The sequence below is a fragment of the Burkholderia sp. WAC0059 genome (assembly GCF_002870125.1).
Classification (GTDB): Bacteria; Pseudomonadota; Gammaproteobacteria; order Burkholderiales; family Burkholderiaceae; genus Paraburkholderia.
The window spans coordinates 28292-46281 of sequence record NZ_PNEO01000012.1 but is presented as its reverse complement, the minus strand read 5'-3'; the positions used below and the strand labels follow the sequence as shown (position 1 = coordinate 46281).

The 17990-nt window shown below is 63.3% G+C and carries 14 protein-coding genes; 11 read left to right on the top strand and 3 right to left on the bottom strand.

Annotated features, from left to right (window positions below):
* Positions 1-395 precede the first annotated feature (395 nt).
* Both CY652_RS13770 and CY652_RS13765 read right to left on the bottom strand, forming a co-directional pair.
* The gene (locus tag CY652_RS13770) at positions 396-1703 is read right to left on the bottom strand and encodes a substrate-binding domain-containing protein (RefSeq protein ID WP_102131264.1); all 1308 of its coding nucleotides are present in this window, start codon (positions 1701-1703) and stop codon (positions 396-398) included.
* A gap of 591 nt (positions 1704-2294) precedes the next feature.
* Positions 2295-3098: a hypothetical protein gene (locus CY652_RS13765; protein ID WP_102131263.1), complete on the bottom strand. Its 804-nt coding sequence runs from the start codon at positions 3096-3098 to the stop codon at positions 2295-2297.
* A gap of 661 nt (positions 3099-3759) precedes the next feature.
* On the opposite strand from CY652_RS13765, the gene gspD reads away from it, so the two are divergent.
* The 3 genes from gspD (at position 3760) to gspF (ending at position 8958) form a co-directional block, all read left to right on the top strand.
* The gene (gspD, locus tag CY652_RS13760; RefSeq protein ID WP_258002315.1) at positions 3760-6219 is read left to right on the top strand and encodes a type II secretion system secretin GspD; all 2460 of its coding nucleotides are present in this window, start codon (positions 3760-3762) and stop codon (positions 6217-6219) included.
* Between the two features lie 65 nt (positions 6220-6284).
* The gene (gspE, locus tag CY652_RS13755) at positions 6285-7739 is read left to right on the top strand and encodes a type II secretion system ATPase GspE (RefSeq protein WP_102131387.1); all 1455 of its coding nucleotides are present in this window, start codon (positions 6285-6287) and stop codon (positions 7737-7739) included.
* Position 7740: 1 nt separating this feature from the next.
* Positions 7741-8958, top strand: coding sequence for a type II secretion system inner membrane protein GspF (gspF, locus tag CY652_RS13750; protein ID WP_102131261.1), 1218 nt, complete (start codon positions 7741-7743; stop codon positions 8956-8958).
* A gap of 63 nt (positions 8959-9021) precedes the next feature.
* On the opposite strand, the gene CY652_RS13745 is transcribed toward gspF, so the two are convergent.
* Positions 9022-9405, bottom strand: a complete 384-nt coding sequence (locus CY652_RS13745) for a general secretion pathway protein GspC (protein ID WP_258002314.1) — start codon at positions 9403-9405, stop codon at positions 9022-9024.
* A 182-nt stretch (positions 9406-9587) separates the two neighbouring features.
* Here CY652_RS13745 and gspG point away from each other — a divergent pair, with 182 nt between their 5' ends.
* The 8 genes from gspG to CY652_RS13705 all read left to right on the top strand — a co-directional run bounded on the left by gspG (position 9588) and on the right by CY652_RS13705 (position 17961).
* Complete coding sequence (gene gspG, locus CY652_RS13740; RefSeq protein WP_102131385.1) at positions 9588-10058, top strand: type II secretion system major pseudopilin GspG; 471 nt, start codon at positions 9588-9590, stop codon at positions 10056-10058.
* A 52-nt stretch (positions 10059-10110) separates the two neighbouring features.
* Positions 10111-10542 carry a GspH/FimT family pseudopilin gene (locus tag CY652_RS13735; RefSeq protein WP_258002313.1) on the top strand — a complete coding sequence of 144 codons (432 nt, stop codon included), beginning with the start codon at positions 10111-10113 and terminating at the stop codon, positions 10540-10542.
* A gap of 88 nt (positions 10543-10630) precedes the next feature.
* The gene (gspL, locus tag CY652_RS13730; RefSeq protein WP_102131259.1) at positions 10631-12103 is read left to right on the top strand and encodes a type II secretion system protein GspL; all 1473 of its coding nucleotides are present in this window, start codon (positions 10631-10633) and stop codon (positions 12101-12103) included.
* A complete protein-coding gene (gene gspM / locus CY652_RS13725) occupies positions 12067-12582 on the top strand; it encodes a type II secretion system protein GspM (protein WP_102131258.1) in 516 nt (171 codons plus the stop codon). Before gspL ends, gspM begins: the two co-directional genes overlap by 37 nt.
* Positions 12583-13164: 582 nt before the next feature.
* Positions 13165-14550 carry a KamA family radical SAM protein gene (locus tag CY652_RS13720; RefSeq protein WP_102131257.1) on the top strand — a complete coding sequence of 462 codons (1386 nt, stop codon included), beginning with the start codon at positions 13165-13167 and terminating at the stop codon, positions 14548-14550.
* A complete protein-coding gene (locus tag CY652_RS13715) occupies positions 14547-15455 on the top strand; it encodes an N-acyl homoserine lactonase family protein (RefSeq protein WP_102131256.1) in 909 nt (302 codons plus the stop codon). The genes CY652_RS13720 and CY652_RS13715 overlap by 4 nt, the downstream gene beginning before the upstream one ends.
* Positions 15452-17323: an FAD/NAD(P)-binding protein gene (locus CY652_RS13710; RefSeq protein ID WP_219723741.1), complete on the top strand. Its 1872-nt coding sequence runs from the start codon at positions 15452-15454 to the stop codon at positions 17321-17323. The genes CY652_RS13715 and CY652_RS13710 overlap by 4 nt, the downstream gene beginning before the upstream one ends.
* Positions 17320-17961, top strand: coding sequence for a cupin domain-containing protein (locus tag CY652_RS13705; RefSeq protein WP_102131255.1), 642 nt, complete (start codon positions 17320-17322; stop codon positions 17959-17961). The genes CY652_RS13710 and CY652_RS13705 overlap by 4 nt, the downstream gene beginning before the upstream one ends.
* Positions 17962-17990: the final 29 nt, after the last annotated feature.

The window sequence follows — 17990 nt, the reverse complement described above, 5'->3', positions numbered from 1 at the left end:
CGGGATTAAGTCTACCAGTTTGTAATTGCTATATCTACCGGTGTGATTCAACTCAACTTCACAAATTAATGGTTGGGTCTGTCTGTGAGAGGGCGTGTTTGCCAACGTACCGATAGTCACGTTGTACGATGGTACTTTAAATTGGAGTGGTATGGCGTGGCGCCTGAGCGACGCCGTCTTATCGATTCGTTTATTGATAAGACGGTACGAATTGGAGGGAAAATCAAAAGGAGCGTTTGGTGGGATTGAGTGCCGAGGTTCCACGGGTTCTCCGAATAGATCAGACCGCGCCTGGCTGATAGCAAAAATCTGTAATCGAACACGCTAGCGAGGAGGACTCGGTTATCTGCAACGGCTAGCGTTGCCGCTAGCCGTTGCAGAGAGCGCAGATGAAGTTAGCGACCTGCGTGAGCCAGGCAGCCCGGTACCACCGTGCCTTGGCCAATGGCCAGGTTATTTCCCGAATTATTCGTCAGGAAATTGTCGGAGATCAGGGTTTCGAAGCCACTCGGCACAACATCGAATCCATTGCCGTGGAGAATCGACGTGTATGCAGCGGTCGTGTAGTGATCCGTCAGGAAGTTCACGACCGTTTCTGCCACGTTTTCGTTGGCGTAGCATTGGCTCAGGAGAATGTTGCTGGTACCGGATACCGGATATCCGGTATCCGGGTTGGCGACGTCGGGAACCCAGTCCGCCGGATTCGTGACGTCGCTCGGCGTTGCCCCCGTATTCACTGCGTTCGTGGCTTCCGCATACGTCGGCGCGACATCTGCGACCGGCGACAACTGGCTGTTTTGCAGGCTGGCCACCGTCAGGTTTTCGTTAGCCGCAGACGTGCTCGAGGGCGCGAGGTACGTGTTCGTGTAGTCGGGGCTCAAGTAGCCGATGGCGGAGACGGTGGTGGCCGAAGACGTTCCTGCGATGGCAGTAGCGACACCGCCGCTACCCGACGCGGGGACGAACGAGGCGCCCGACGGGAATCCGTTCGGGAACGAATCCGTGAACAACTGCGAATCGACGAACGTCACCGTCACGCCGGACGGGGTCGTGGTCGAACCTGCGATGGCCGGGCACACGGTAGCCAGATGACGCGTCAGCAGTTCAGTGGTACCGCTGCTGTCCGAACGGTAGACGACCTCGATCGGTTCGTTCACGTTGAACGTCGTGTTCGTATCCGGGTTGGTGACCTTGTTCCAGTTCGTGATCGCACCCGAGAAGATGCCGCACAGGTCGGTATCATTCAGCGCAAGACTGACACTCTGGTTGGGAGTCGTCTGCGGTCCCTTGAGCGTGTCGGTCGACGACGTCGGACCGTTGGTGTACGGGATCGTGATCGGCGTCACGATGTACGGGATTTGGATCAGCGCACCATCCGTTGCTCTGTCGTTGGTGTTGTACGAGGTGATCCACGCCGACGCGACGGCAGCGTCACTGTTCGCGAAGTATACCGGGCCGGCGGAAGCGCCGCTGAACACGGTCGCGTCGTCGTTCAGGAATGCGGTTTGGCCCGTGCCCGAGCTCGTGACGTAGTAGGTCAGCGAATCCGGGTTGGCACCGAAGGTGCTGATTTCCGACTGGATCGACGGGCCGACGAGCGACGAGCCGCCGCCAACGACTTGAGCCATGGCCGGAACGGCCGCGCCGAGGGCCGAGATCGCGAGGGCGACGGCCAGGCAGGTCTTGCGCTTGCTGAGTTTCATGACAAATCCTTGCAAGAAGAAAATGGACAGAAAAAGCAACCGGTGCAGTTCGCTTGAACTTTCTTCACAAACTGCCAGACCAATATAAGGTTCCGTTCACTCGCTCTTGATTAACCTTTTCCGAATTATTCGAGTCGGTTTGGCTTCAGATGTTACGTACAATTTCGCTGAAACCGGATTAATAAAAAATCGGACAAATATTTTTATTGATACATATATCCATTCGGCATGAAGTGCTTGCCGAGACCTATATGGAGAGGCCATCAGATAAGGGTTTGATGGCTCTGCGTCGTTCTCGTGGTGGAGGGGGGCGGTGATCGGTGTTGTTTTATTTGAAGAGTGGATGGTAAAAGTCAATTGTGTTTCGGATGGTACGAGCAATTTTATGTTTATCTGATACGGGTGATTGGTTGCTGAGTGCGGGTATTCGATTTGAATGAATTGTTCGTACCTTCTGTCATCTATTTTTCTTCGAATTGAGTCGAATGCCGGGCGGATGGTCAGCGATTGCTTCGTGACTAAAAAATGTGCTGCGCACAGGCCAGATCGGCGACGCCGCTGACGCGGTGGCGAGTCCGAAGAACATTCCTGCTATTTTTTCGGATCAGGAATAGGGATCGTGGGGCCGTCGTCTTCGAGCGCAGAGGGTCGGAGAGCCGTGAGTTCGGCAAACGCTTTCAGGTCCGGCCCGGAGACGGTTGTGGCCGGGCGGCGCAGAAACGTGTCGGTCATGGGAATCTCGCACCAGTCGAGGAGCTGGTGGGCATTCGGAAACATGACCTGATACGGCGACCGGTAACGCAGCCGGAAAAAGCGTGGCGGCCGCCTGTCGGCCGGTTGGAGATCAGCGGCACCTGAAACCGAGGCATCGAACAGGAAGCGCAGCCAGATCGGATGGTGGGCGCCGGGTGGTTCCGCGACGAACGCGGAGAAGGCGAGGAACAGATACAGGATGTCCACTTCGGTCAGGGTCGGGCATGACCAGATATGCAGGACGTCGGCGTGGGCGATCGTCATGGCGAAGCGCTCGACGCTGTATGTCGATACATGGCGACGGATCCCGGTCAGATACAGGGTCCAGCGTTCCATGAATCGTTCGCGCCGTTCCTGCTCGAGCCGGGGTTCATAGGTGTGGGCTACCGCGAATGCCGTGCTCGCAAAATGGACATTGACCAGCGGGCAGTCCGCCTGGTCTCCGTCCACGTGCAGGAACGTTGGCGTGCGGTTCCGGTCATGCATGCGTGAAAGATGTATTTCGCCGCGGCAGACCGGGCAGACGAGTTCCGGCAGGCCAATTGATGGCTGCGGGGAAAACGTGGCGATATAGCGTTCGAGAGTGATTTCTTCGTCGCTGGACAGCAGGATTGCGTGATCGAGATGCTGCTTTCCTTTCATGGCCAGTTGTCTTGTCGCAGGCGAGGCAGGGATATCCGGGCGGGATAGCCTGTCTCCCCGCGCGTACGCGCCTCTTGTTGTCTTGTGTATTCGAGTGCTGTGAGGGCAACCGCAGATAGCGGGCATGTCTGATTGCGGCGACTGCACCCCTCATGAAAGCCTACGACCTCATTTGGTCGTTATCGTGAAAAATTGTACGTACAACGGATCAATTATTGAATCCATAATTCAGTCCGTATTTCTGTGCCCTACATCCATCAATGAATGCTCGCGCACATGGAGGAGGGTTCCAGAATGGCCATGGTGATCAACCATACCGGTGAAGTTTGCCGGGACCAACATCCCTGTCGGTATGCCCCCGGTCATCTCCCTACGATTCATTCAGGCCGCATCGTATTTGCCAGACCGGGCTGTCACGATTACGCATCGTGATGTCTCACAGAATGCACGCGCAATAAGGCGATGTACGTAACATCTGTCACACGTTATATGGATTGAAGCGCTTACTCTTCGTGGCATCGACTGTGTTTGCAGTCGATGATGAACTGGGTGGCATCGACGGGGGCCATCGCACGGAGACATGACGTTTCATGATGCCGTGCGGGCGGGCCTGTTCTGGTGAATCGGCTCGCAGCAGTTTCGGATAACGCCTATGACATGCATGATTCGTTCCGGCATCCGGCAGATCGGTCTGGTGATATGCATGACCGGTCTGGCATGGGCGCACGTCGTGCAGGCCCAGGTGAACCTGAATTTCAGCAACACGGATATCAGCCAGGTTGCGCGCGCGATTGGTACGGCAACCAACACAACCATCATTGTCGATCCGAGGGTGAAGGGGCAACTGAACCTGGTCACTGACAATCCCGTCAGCCGGGAGCTTGCGCTCAAGACCCTCGAGGCCGCGCTGCGCATGCAGGGTTTTGCGCTGGTGCGGGACAACGGCATTCTCAAGGTCGTGCCGGAGGCGGATGCCAAGCTGCAGGGTGTGCCGACCTATGTCGGGAATGCGCCTCACGCGACGGGCGACATGGTCGTCACGCAGGTGTTCCGCCTGCAGAGCGGGTCCGCCAATGCGCTGCTGCCCGCGCTCAAGCCGATGGTGAGTCCGAATAACTCCATCTCCGTGGATCCGAGCGATAACGCGCTGATCGTGACGGACTACGCGGACAACGTGCGCCGCATCGCCGATGTCATTGCGGGGATCGACGGTGACTCGGCGCGGAGCATGGCGGTTATCCGGCTCGAGCATCGCAATGCACTTGACGTGGCACCTGTCGCGCAGAAGATGCTCGACCCGAGCGGGGTTGGTAACACCGATGCGGCACTCAAGGTTTCGGTGACTGCTGACCCTGGTATCAATGCGATCCTGCTGCGTGCAAGCGATGCGTCGCGGATTGCCGTTGCGCGGGGATTGATCCGGGAGCTTGATGCGCCCACCGGTGTGCCGGGCAACATGCATGTGGTCAAACTCGACAACGCCCGTGCATCAGATCTGGCGAAAGTGCTGCGGGGCATGCTGGGCCTGCCCGACCAGGGCGGAAGCGACACGAGTAGTTCGAGCGCACAGGGATTCAACCAGGGTAACGGCACGGGCAGTAGTTACGGTTCAGGCAGTACGGGCACCGGGACCAGCACCAGTTCGTCGACGGGCACGTCGGGGGTGCCGCCGTTGCCGGGTGGGTCGCTGGGCTCGACGTCAGGCAGTGGCTCCGGCTCCGGGTCGTTCTCGGGCACGTCGGGCGGCGCAGGCGGGTTGATCGGCAGCGCGCGGGGGGGCGGTGACGAAGATAACCCGGGTGGGATAACCGTGGTGGCCGATCCCGCGACAAACTCGCTGGTGGTGACCGCGCCGGATGCCATCTACGAGAGCATCCGTAACGTCATCGGGCAGCTCGATGTCCGCCGGGCGCAGGTCTATTTCGAAGCAATGATTGTCGAGATGACGGCGACGCAGGCGGCCAACCTGGGCGTGCAATGGGCAGGCGCGCTCCAGTCGAGCAACGGCAACAACGCGTTGATCGGCACGACCAATTTCAACACGTCGACCAGCCAGGGCATCGTCAACCTGACGGCGGAAGGCCAGTCGCTTGGCAGCAACCTTTCCTCGGCAGCCACGACGACGCTGCTGAACAACGGCATCAACATCGGCCTGCTGCATAACTTCGGGAAGTTCTTCGGGCTGGGTGCACTGGTCCAGGCACTGTCGACCGTGACCAACGCATCGATCCTGTCGTCGCCCAACCTGATTACCCTCGACAACGAGGAGGCCAGCCTGGTCATCGGCTCGAACGTGCCGATCCAGACCGGGTCGGTGTCAACGGCCACCGCGTCCACGACGGGTCTTGCGGCTTACACCACGTACGATCGTGAGGATGTCGGGATCGTCCTGCATGTGCGGCCGCAGGTCACGAAGGACGGCGTCATCAAGATGCAGATCTATACCGAAGATTCGTCGGTCGATGCCACGTCGGTCAACAATCCGGGCGGCGTCACCATTATCAAGCGCTCAGTGAATTCCACTGTCCTTGCGGACGATGGGGAGATCGTCGTGCTGGGTGGCCTGATCCAGGACAACTACTCCGACGGCAATAACAAGGTGCCGTGGCTTGGCAACCTGCCGGTGATCGGGTCGCTGTTCCGGGCCGAGAACAAGAGTCGCACGAAGACCAACGTGATGGTGTTTCTGCGGCCGGTTGTGATCCGCGATGCCGAAAGTCAGGCGGCCGTGTCAGACGACCGGTACAACTACATCCGTGGGCAGATGAACGGGACCGTATCGGACAACCGGGTCGAGCGTGACCAGGATACGCCGACGTTGCCGCCCGTGCCGCCCGGTCCGCAGGAGGGGGTGCCGGCTGCTGAAGGGCTCTTCGACATGAACCAGATGACGCGCCGTGCCGTGCCTGGCGCGGGTGCTGCGCCAGCCGGCGCGGCGCCTGATGACCACGGGGCCATGGGCACTGCGCGCGGTGCAGGGCAGGATGCGGTTTCCGGCAGCGGACCGGCCGCGCCCGCGAGCAGCCAGCCTGTCCCGGTCCAGGCACCCGATGCCCAGCCGCTTACCCCGCAGGCTGCGCCCGCCCCCATTCCGGGACTGTCGATGGGAGACCATCCGTGAACCAGCTTGCCGCACCCGGGTTGCCCGATGTGTCGCCGCCGCCGGTGCTCCTGCCGTCGGAGCGCATGGCATCGCCATCACAGGACGTGGTGCGGCTGCTGCCTTATGGTTTTGCCCGTTCAGGGCAGATACTGGTGGCGGGCCGGCGGGAGCACGAATACGAGGTATGGGTCAGCGATCGCACGCGTCCCTCGGCGCTCGCCGAAGTCGCGCGCCGCTTCAGGCCGCTGTGGCTGGTGCAGGTCGACGATGCTGAGCTGGAGCAGGCGATCCATGCCGCGTACTCGAGCCAGGACGGCAGTGCCGCGCAGATCGTGGGTGAGGTCGAAGGGGAGGTCGACCTGTCACGGCTGATGCAGGACATTCCCGAGGTCGAGGACCTGCTCGAGTCGGAAGACGATGCGCCGATCATCCGGATGATCAATGCGCTGTTCACGCAGGCCGCACGCGAGCATGCGTCGGACATCCACATCGAGCCATTCGAGAACGCGTCGGTCGTGCGTTTTCGCGTCGACGGTACGCTGCGCGATGTCGTGCGGCCCAACAAGGCCCTGCACGGCGCGCTGATCTCGCGCATCAAGATCATGGCGCAGCTCGACATTGCAGAAAAACGCCTGCCCCAGGATGGCCGCATCACGCTGCGCGTCGGCGGCCGGCCTGTCGATGTGCGGGTCTCGACGCTGCCGACCGGACACGGCGAGCGTGCGGTGCTTCGCCTGCTGGAAAAAGATGCGCAGCGCCTGAACCTCACGGCACTCGGCATGGCGTCCGATACCCTTGCGCGGTTCGACCAGTTGATTGCGAAGCCACATGGCATCGTGCTTGTGACAGGTCCGACCGGCTCGGGCAAGACGACGACGCTGTACGCGTCGATGTCGCGGCTCGAGACCGCGACCACCAACATCATGACCGTTGAGGACCCGATCGAGTACGACCTGTCGGGGATCGGCCAGACGCAGGTGAACGAGAGGATCGGCATGACGTTCGCGCGCGCGCTGCGCTCGATCCTGCGCCAGGACCCGGACGTGATCATGATCGGCGAAATCCGTGACCTCGAGACTGCTCAGATCGCGGTGCAGGCGTCACTGACCGGCCACCTGGTGCTTGCCACACTGCACACGAACGATGCGGCTTCAGCCGTTACGCGTCTGACCGACATGGGCGTCGAGCCGTATCTGCTGGCATCGAGCCTGCTCGGTGTGCTTGCGCAGCGGCTCGTGAGGCAGCTCTGCCCGCACTGCAAGGCAGAGCGCATCGAGGATGATGGCCAGCGGCGCTGGCATCCGCTCGGCTGCGAGCACTGCAGGGGCTCGGGCTATGCGGGGCGGCGTGGCGTGTACGAGTTGCTGATGGTCGACGATCCGATCCGGGCACTGATCCATCGTAACGCGGCCGATGCGGAAGTCCTCGCGGCGGCGCGTGCGCAGGGCATGCGCACGCTGCGCGAGGATGGGGACCGCTGGCTCGCATCGGGCATGACGTCACTCGAAGAACTGCTTCGGGTGACAGGCGGGGAATGACATGCCGGCGTTCCGTTACGAGGCGATCGATACGGCGGGCCGCACGCTGCGGGGCGTGCTGGAGGCCGACAGCGCGCGAGCGGGCCGGGCGCAGCTGCGCACCCAGGGACTTGCGCCACTGGCCGTGGAGCCTGCGGCCAGCCGCGCCCAGGGCGCCCGCAGCCAGCGGCTCGCGCTGGGTCGGCGCCTGTCGCAGCGTGAGCAGGGGGTGATCACACGCCAGCTCGCGAGCCTGCTGATTGCGGGCCTGCCACTCGACGAAGCGCTGTCGGTGCTGAGCGAGCAGGCGGAGCGGGACTACGTGCGCGAACTGATGGCCGCAATCCGCTCGGAGGTGGTGGGCGGGCATTCATTTGCCAACGCGCTGACCGAGCATCCGCGGGATTTCCCGGGAATCTACCGGGCGCTGGTTGCGGCGGGTGAGCATACCGGCAAGCTCGGGATCGTGCTGGGGCGCTTGGCGGACTACATCGAGCAGAGCAACGGGCTGCGCCAGAAGATCCTGCTCGCCTTTACCTATCCCGCTGTGGTGACCGTGATTGCCTTCGGCATCGTGACGTTCCTGCTCAGCTATGTGGTGCCCCAGGTCGCCAATGTGTTTGCCAGCACGAAGCAGCAGTTGCCGCTGCTCACGGTCCTGATGTTGGGGCTGTCCGCTTACGTGAGGCACTGGTGGTGGGCGACGCTCGTGGGGGTTGCCGTCGTCATCTGGGTGGTCCGCCGGATCCTGGCCCGGGAGGGGCCGCGGCTGGCCTTCGACAAGTGGCTGCTCGGCGCGCCGCTGGCGGGCCGCATCGTGAGGGGCTACAACACCGTGCGCTTTGCCAGCACGCTCGGCATTCTCACGGCCGCCGGCGTGCCGATCCTGCGCGCCCTTCAGGCCGCGGGCGAGACGCTGAGCAACCGGGCCATGCGGACCAATATCGATCACGCGATTGTGCGTGTGCGCGAAGGGACATCGTTGTCCCGGGCACTGGGCAATTCGAAGACATTTCCGCCGGTACTGGTCCACCTGATCCGTTCGGGCGAGGCGACGGGTGACGTGACAACGATGCTTGACCGGGCGGCGGAAGGCGAGTCGCGCGAGCTGGAACGTCGCACGATGTTTCTCACCAGCCTGCTCGAACCACTGCTGATCCTGGCGATGGGGGGCGTGGTGCTCGTGATTGTCCTCGCTGTGATGATGCCGATCATCGACCTGAACAATCTCGTGCAGTAGGTAGCGCGCAAGGGTGTTCCGGATCGCCGCCGGATCACCTGGACAGCCCTGCAGGGCACGGTTCTAGCGGACGAAGGCGAGTGGATTCTGGGGCGCCGTGAGCGGTATCTCCCGTTGCACGCCGTTGTGTTCCACGACGATCGAATGAGGACGGACGTCGGTGAGGGTGGTGGCATCAGTGATCTTGGCCTGCAGGCCGACGACGCGGGCAGCGTCGCCGCCGGTGCTGATGACGGCGGCGGCGTGACGCGCATCGAACGAGAGGATGCCGAGCAGCTGGATCGCATCGTGTTTGCCGCCGTCCGGTTGGGCGCCGAACAGGGTCTGGCCGCTCTTCGCATCGAGCGTTGCGACAGGCGCTGGCGCGGCTGGCGGTACGGGCAGAGGCTGGCGCAGCTGCTGGACGGACCAGATGAGTGAGCCGGCAAGGAGCAGTGCGGAGGCCATGGCGGCGAGTGCCGGCAGGTGCGGTCCGGTAGACGGAAGGGTCAGTCGCAATGGGAGAGTCAGCTGGAGTGACATGGCAGGCCCGGGACGTAGGTGATGCACGGGGTGTGTGGCACAGGTTGGGCCATACACCATGAAGGTTGTGGCTGAAAGGCATTCTTGGACAGCGAGGTGAACGAATGATGACCGATCTGGGCAGGCTCGCACAATACCGCCCTGGCAGGCTGGCGCGCTACAGGCGCGGGCGAGGATTCACGCTGATCGAAGTGATGGTGGTGATTGCGATCATCGGGATCCTGGCGGCGCTGATCGTGCCAAAGATCATGAGCCGTCCCGACCAGGCACGTGTTGTCGCGGCCAGGCAGGACATCGGCACGCTCATGCAGGCGCTGAGCCTCTACCGTCTCGATAACGGGCGCTATCCGACGCAGGACCAGGGGCTGCCGGCGCTGGTGCAGAAGCCGACTGTCGATCCGGTCCCGGGCAACTGGAAGTCGGGCGGCTACCTCGACCGGGTGCCGATGGATCCGTGGGGCAATCCGTACCAGTACCTCAATCCCGGGGCGCATGGTGACATTGACGTGTTCAGCTTCGGGGCGGATGGCAAGGCTGGAGGCGACGGCAATGATGCGGACATCGGGTCGTGGCAGTAGCAGCGCACGGGTGGGGGTTGCCCGCAACACGCGGGGATTCACGCTGCTCGAGATGCTGGTCGTGCTGGTGATCGTCGGGATTGTGATAGCGGTTGCTGCGCTGGCGCCTGGACGTAACCAGAGGACGGAGCTGACGGAAGAGGCGCAGCGTCTTGCCGCGCTGCTCGAGTCGGCCGCGGACGAGGCGCAGGTGCGTTCGATATCGATCGCGTGGCAACCCGTCGACGGGGGGTACATGTTTTCGCAGTCGACGCAGAGCGGCGGATGGCAGGTTCTTGATGACGATCTGCTCAAGCCGTACCGCTGGCGCGCGGACGTCACCGGGGTGGCGATTCACTATACCGGCAGCGCCCAGACAGTGCGGCGTCTTGTCTTCGGTGATGAAAGCATTGATGCGCCGGTGACGATCGTGCTGAGTGCGGGCGACAGCCGGCTGGACGTGGTCAGTAACGGGATTGGTAACTTCGAGGTGAGGCAGCCATGACGGGGCGAATGACGGGGACCGCGCGCACTGCAGACGCGAAGCCTCACGGAACGGGCCGTGCCGGGCGCCCGGCGAACAGGGTGCGCCCATGATCAGCCTCGTTGTCCTGCTGCCGCCTTCTGCCACGGCGGCGCAACAGACGTGGGCATCCGCGCCCCTTGCCTATGTGCGGGTAGCTGCCGCGGGCCGGATCGTGGATCAGGGCGTCGCGGTCGCGGCGGAGCTGCCGCACAGCGACATGACTGTCGTTGTCGTGTCCGCATGCGACACGCTGCTGCTCAAGGCTACGCTGCCACCGGTGACGGGGCCGCGGCTGCAGCGGGTATTGCCCAACATGGTGGAGGACCAGCTGGTCCAGGATGCGCAGCGCTGCCATATCTGCGTGGATCCTGTTCCGGCACCGGAGGGTGGACACTATATCGCCGTGGTCGACCGCGAATGGTTTGCATCGGTGATCGCCGCGTTCACCCTTGAAGGTCGCGGGCGCCTGAAGGTCGTGCCGTTGACGCGCTGTGTTCCTCTGCCGCACGGGGAAGGGACACCGGCCGGTGGAACGGATGCGTCAGCAACACAGGCGGTCACGGAGAAGGAACCCGCCCTGGCGCTGGTCGAAACAGCCGGGCCGGTGCAGACAGAGACAGCCGATGGGGGGGAGCCGGTCATGCCGTCGGCGGCCGGGGAGGCGGCAGGGGTTGTGACGATGGATGAGGTGGGTGGCCAACCGGCGTCGGCGCTGGTCGTGCGGTATCCCGCAGCGATGGCCGGGTCGGAGACATCCGTGATCGTCGAGGTCGTGCTCAGGCAGGGCGGCCTGGGGCTGGGTCTCGAGGTTGACGAGCGACGGTTGCCTGCGACGCTGGACAGGATGGTGCAGCGGGCACCGACCGACCTGTACGAGCTTTCCGCGGCCGCCCCGGATGTCGTGGGTGCCGCGCGCGACGAAGGGCATGCGATCGATCCCGAGCCGGTCCTGCGCCCGGTGCCGGAACGGGCGGGACTGGCAGTTCTCCCGCTGGGCGCGCTGGCGGAGGCTGCGATGGCGTGTCGCCTTGATCTGTGCCAGTTCGAGTTTGCCCGCTCCGGGCGTGGATCGAAAGGTGCGAAAAGATGGTGGCAATGGGCGGCGGGACTGTCAGGTGCAGCGGTCGTGCTCGCGCTGACGGCGGTGAATGTGCACTGGTTTCAGCTCATGCATCGACGTGATGCCCTGAATGCGCAGATGGTTGCTGTCCTGAAGACGACCTTCCCGGACATATCGGTGGTTGTGGATCCCCAGGCCCAGATGGTGTCGCGCCTGAAAGGGCTCGCCAATGCGAGCGGTGCGCTGCGGGCAGACGACTTTGTTGTGGAGGCTGCAGCGCTGTCCCGCGCATTGCCGCCGGTTCCTTCAACATCGATCAGTATGCTGGACTACAGCAACGGGTCGCTGTCGGTCACATTCCGCCCGGATGCGACTGTTGACGCTGATGGTCTCAGAAAGCGGCTTGCATCCAACGGGCTGTCAGCAAGGCAGGAGGATGGGAAATGGATACTCGCATCCGCAATATCGCGACCGCGATAAGCGGCTGGCTGGAAAGCCGTGCGCCCCGTGAGAGAAAGCTGCTGGTTGCCGGCGTGAGCGTGGGGCTCATTGCGCTCGTCTACAACGTTCTGTGGACACCTGCTTGGGACGGATCCCGGCGTATCTACGGAGATCTGCCCGCCTTGCAGGGTGGTCTGGCGCAGTTGCGTGCCCAGGCCGTGACTGCCCGCAGCTTCCGGGGCGCGTCCGCGATCCGGCCACTCTCGGGTATTGCGCTTCGCGACGCGTTATCTGCATTACTGAAGGATGCGGGTATCCCGGACCCGAAGCTGGTGGTCGTCGGCCAGGGCGTCCAGATGGATGCGAAAGGGGTGCCTTTCAATGTCTGGATGACGTGGCTTGAGGTAGCCCGCACGAAGCTGCATGTGCGTGTCGCGTACGCGCATGCCGAGGCGGAGGCGCATCCGGGGATGGCCACGGTTTCCGCCACCCTCCAGCCGCCAGAGGAACTTCAATGACGAAATGCCGGCATTATCAAGGCACCATGCATAAACTGCGCGTTTCCTTCCGCAGAGGCAAGGTTAGTACCATCTGTCACCGCTACGGCACATCCTGCGCCTATGCTTCTTTTCAAGTGACGCGCGAATAGTCCTGTCATTACGTACCCGACGTTTCTGTCGGCGACGAGGCGGGCGATAACGAGACCAGGCCGGTAGGTACCAGGGCCCGCTCCAGGCGGGCGGGCCCTGGTGAGTGCCTATTCTGTGCATGCCGGCGGATAACCCCTCGTGAGATATACCGACTGATGCGCTGTACGCATCGGGATGCCGTGCGGCGTCAGGGTGTAAAAAGATCGAATTTATCAGGCAATTCAAGTGATAAATAAAGATTTCGATATAAATATATAGCACTACGAAATATAGGGGAATACGTTAAACCGCATGAATCGAGGGTCGTGATGAAAGTGAGACGGTACGGGACGATATCTGGACATTGAACCGCTGTGTCGGTTCATACGCATCGGACTGCGGCTTGGGGAGTCGTGTCCGGTTTCATGTTAACGGGAAAGTAGACGGTGAAGACGAATTGGGGTAATTATTATGGATGACGAAATAAAAGGAAGATTCAGGGCATATACGAGGCAGACCATACATGAGGCATCAGTCTGGGGGCGTCTTTCGCCCGAGCATCGGGAGGCGATCGATATCGTCGGGCGGGTGCTGCCGTTCCGGGTCAACCAGTATGTACTCGAAGAACTGATTGACTGGGACGCGGTCCCGGACGACCCGCTGTTCCGGCTGACGTTTCCGGTGCGCGAGATGCTGCGCGAGAGCGAGTATGTTGCGCTCCGGGAGCTTGTGCACGGCGACGCGCCGCGCGAGATCATCGACCGTGAGGTTGGCCAGATCCGGATGCGGATGAACCCGCATCCGGCCGGACAGCAGACCCATAACGTGCCGTGGCTGGACGGTGTGCCGCTGTCCGGCATGCAGCACAAGTATCGGGAGACGGTACTGTTCTTTCCTTCGGCGGGACAGACGTGCCACGCTTACTGCACGTTCTGTTTTCGCTGGCCGCAGTTCGTCGGGATGGCCGGCCTGAAATTCGATGCGCGCGAGTCGTCTCATCTGGTCGACTATCTGAAGCGGCATCCGGAGGTGACCGACGTGCTGATTACCGGCGGTGATCCGCTGGTCATGAATGCGCGCTTGCTCGGCCAGATCCTCACGCCGCTGCTCGTTCCCGAGCTTGCGCACGTCCAGAATATCCGGATCGGGACGAAGTCGGTTGCCTACTGGCCCCAGCGGTTCGTGACGGACCGCGATGCGGATGATGTCATGCGCCTGTTCGAGTCGGTGGTGGCTGCCGGGCGCAATCTTGCGATCATGGGGCACTACAGTCATCCGAACGAGCTGGAGTCCGTCATCGCGCAGCAGGCGGTGCGGCGGATCATCGGGACCGGGGCGACGCTTCGTATGCAGGCGCCGCTGATCAACCATGTGAACACCGACCCGGGCGCGTGGGCGAGGCTGTGGACGCTGGGTACGCGCCTTGGCGCCATTCCGTACTACATGTTCGTCGAGCGCGATACCGGGCCGGCCGATTACTTTCGCCTGCCGCTTGCCGAAGCGTACCGGATTTTCTGCGAGGCCTACCGGACGGTGTCGGGTCTTGCCCGGACGGTCCGGGGTCCGTCGATGAGTGCCTTCCCGGGCAAGGTCATGATCGATGGCATCGTGACGGTGGCGGGCGAGAAGGTCTTCGCGCTGCAGTTCCTGCAGGCCCGCAACGCAGCCTGGGTGCGGCGCCCGTTTTACGCACGCTTCGATCCGCAGGCCACGTGGTTCGACGAGCTCACGCCGGCGTTCGGCGAGAAGGCATTTTTCTTCCAGCAGGAGCACCAGGGCGACAGGCTCGTGATTCCGGTTCATGCCGGCGACGTTGTCCGGGCACAGGGTGAAAGCCTCGCGGAGGTGTCGCTATGAGCAACGTATTGCCACACTACGAGGTCTATGCAATCCGGTACGCCACGCATGAAGGGCGGCGTACCGGCGAGAACTACCTCGGCCACGATCCGCACGGCAACGCGCCTGTGCCGTTCGATTTCTATTTCTGGGTAATCCGTGACGCCAGCCATACGGTGGTGGTCGACACGGGCTGCAAGCGGCGCACGGCGCAGGCGCGCCACCGGAACTGGTTTGCCGGTCCCAAGGTGCTGCTGTCGCGGCTGGGCATCGATGCTGACGATGTCACGGACGTGGTCATTACGCACATGCACTACGATCATGCCGGCAACCTCGACATGTTTCCTCGCGCGCGCATTCACCTGCAGGAAGTCGAGATGGCGTTCTGTACGGGGCGCTGCATGTGTCATGGCGCGCTACGCGCACCGTTCGAGGCCGATGATGTCGTCCAGGCCGTGCGCGGACTGTTCGACGGCAGGATGTGTCTTCTTGACGGGGACAGTGAGCTGCTGCCGGGCATTACGTTGCACCGGATGGGCGGCCATACGCCCGGGCTCCAGGTGGTACGGGTGTCCACCGCAAGAGGGCACGTGGTACTGGCCAGCGATGCCGCCCATTACTGGGACAACCTGCGGGCGCGGCGTCCGTTTCCCATCGTGGCGAGTGTGCCGGACATGCTCGATGCGCACGGGAAGATCGAGTCGCTGGCTGATGGCCCGATGCACGTGATTCCCGGGCACGATCCCCTGGTTCGCACCGTGTTCCCGTCATTGCCGTCGGAACCCGACATCCTCGCGCTGCACGAGGCGCCCCGTTCGCTACCCCGTCCGGTGGCCGGGACGGAGGGTGCGGTGCGCCAGATCCGCGCGCCGCGGCCGCGGCTCTCGCTCGCGGGTTCGCTGGACCTGAGAGGAGAACAGCCATGACGAAACGCTTTCTCACGCTGGTCGGGATGGGTCCCCGCGGACTGAGCATCCTCGAGCGGGTGCTGGAACATGCGCACCGTCTGCCCGACGGCGTGCGCCTGCACGTCGACGTCGTCGACCCCGGTGAGTGCGGTCAGGGGGCACATCCCTCCATGCAGCCGGACCATCTGCTGATCAACACAGTGGCGTCGCAGGTCACGATGTTTGCTCCGGCGAGCGTAGCCGCGCGAGCGACGGGTGGACCTTCGCTGGTGGAGTGGGCGCGCCAGAGTGGGTATCGTCGCTTTGGCCGCCGCTTCTTCCGGGTGGGCGATGAGTCGGGTCACGAGATCACGGAGTTTGACCATCTGCCGCGCAGCCTGCTTGGCGAATATCTGGCGTGGGTATACGCACAGATCGTAGCCCTGCTGCCTGAGCGGGTGACGCTATGCCACCATCGTACCCGGGCAACGGATGTGGCACCGCGGGCCGGCGGCGACGGCTATACCGTGGTGCTGGAGAACGGCCAGCACTGCCATGCCGATTTCGTGGTGCTGGCGATGGGACATGGACGGCGAGCGCCAACCAGTGACGATCGTGCAGCCGCGGCGTTCGTGGACGGGCACGGCCGGCGCAATCCGGCGCTGCGCTTCGTTGCCTGCCCGTATCCGGTTGAGCAACTGGCCGGGCTCGACGCGCAGGCGACGGTGGCGATCCAGGGCTTCGGGCTGACTGCGCACGATGTGATCTCGCAGCTGACGGTCGGGCGTGGCGGGCAGTTTGTCGCGACCTCCGACGGGCTGCGGTACGCGCCGTCGGGCCGGGAGCCGCGCATGCTGCTGTTCTCACGCCAGTGCCTGCCGTTTGCTGCCCGCGGGCTGAACCAGAAGGGGCTGACGGGACGGCATCCTGCGCGCTTCTTCACGCCGCAGGCGGTTGAAAACGTACGGGCTGCCACGGGGGAGGCAAGGCTGGACTTCCAGGCGCATGTCATGCCCCTCATCGTGCGGGAGATGGCCTTCGCGTACCGGATGGCAGTCGACGGACGCGGGACGGACCCGGACGCATTCGTGCCGACTGAAGCGGAGCAGCGTGCGGTCCATGGGATCCTCTGGCCGCTGGAGGGCCGCCAGTTCGCTTCCCAGGCGGCCTTCGAGGCGTATTTCGACGGGCTGGTCGCGGATGATCTGGCGCAGGCGCGGCGTGGCAACCTGCGCAGTCCGGTGAAAGCGGCAACCGACGTGCTGCGCGACACGCGCGAGGCGCTGCGCGCGGCTGTCGAGTTCGGTGGCCTGACGCCCGGATCGCACAGGCATTTCGCAGAGGTGTTCAACGCCGTGACCAACCGGATTTCGTTCGGTCCACCCATGCAGCGCGTGGTGGAGTTGCTGGCGCTCAGAAAGGCGGGCGTGCTGGGTCTGGGGGGCGGGCCGGGGGCACACGTTGGCTTCGACGAGGACACCGCGCGCTTTCGCATCGACACGCCCTGGCATGACGGAATCGGACGGCAATGGGCCGATGTGCTGGTGACGGCCAGGCTCGATGCATGGTCGCCGCTGACCGACGACGCAACCTTGACGGCGAGGCTGCTTGAGCGCGGGCTGATCCGGCCGTACCGGAACGGCGACTACCATCCCGGGGGGATCGACATCGACCGGCATCTGCGGCCGTTCGGTGCGGATGGCCAGGTGCGCAACGGATTGTGGGCGGTGGGCTTCGTGGTCGAGGGCGTGCATTTCTATACGCATGCGTTACCGCGTCCGCAGATTCCGTCGCGGCAGACCGCCGATGCCGACCAGTGCGTGCTGCAGTTGATGCGCGAGTTGCAGGAAGGCACGGCTGTCGAGGCTTCGCTCCGGCAGGCAAGCGATGCGACGGAGGCCGTATGAGCGGGCAGGCACGAAACATTGCGGCCAGCATGACAGCGTATGCGGACCCGGTGCCGTCCGGCGACGCGGACGCGACGCTGGTGCCGTTTGCGGGCTATCTGGCGATGTCGGCCCGCGATCCCGCACAACCGGCCCACTGGCGCCATTCGGTGCTGGAGGCTGGGTGCGAGAAGGTCGCGCATGGCGAGCGGGGCACGGTTGCGCTGGTACCGGGCGGTGCGGCGGGTCGAACGGGAGAGGTGGCGCCCGGCCTTTCGATGACGGTCCAGGTGGTGCGTCCGGGCGAGGTCACGAGCGCGCATCGCCACGCCTTCTGGCATCTGTATGTGGTGGCGCAGGGGCAGGGGCGGGCGCATGTCGCATGCGATTTGTCCCGCAGTTCCCGGGCCGGGAGCAGCACTCTGCGACAGTCGGACTACGTGGTGGCGCGAGGGGACGTGTTCTACGTCCCGCCGTGGGCGTCGCACTGGCTGGATAACCCTCACGCAGATGACGCACTCGTGCTGTATGTCGTTCAGAACCTGCCGCAACTGGCGGGGCTCGGCACGCTGCTGAGAGAGGCCCCGGATGGCAGCCTTGACCATGTGTTCCGCCGGACGTCTGCATCTGTCGAGGGGACTGGTTCTGCTGGAGAGTAATCCGCCGGGTGGCGCCGGCGGCAGGATGC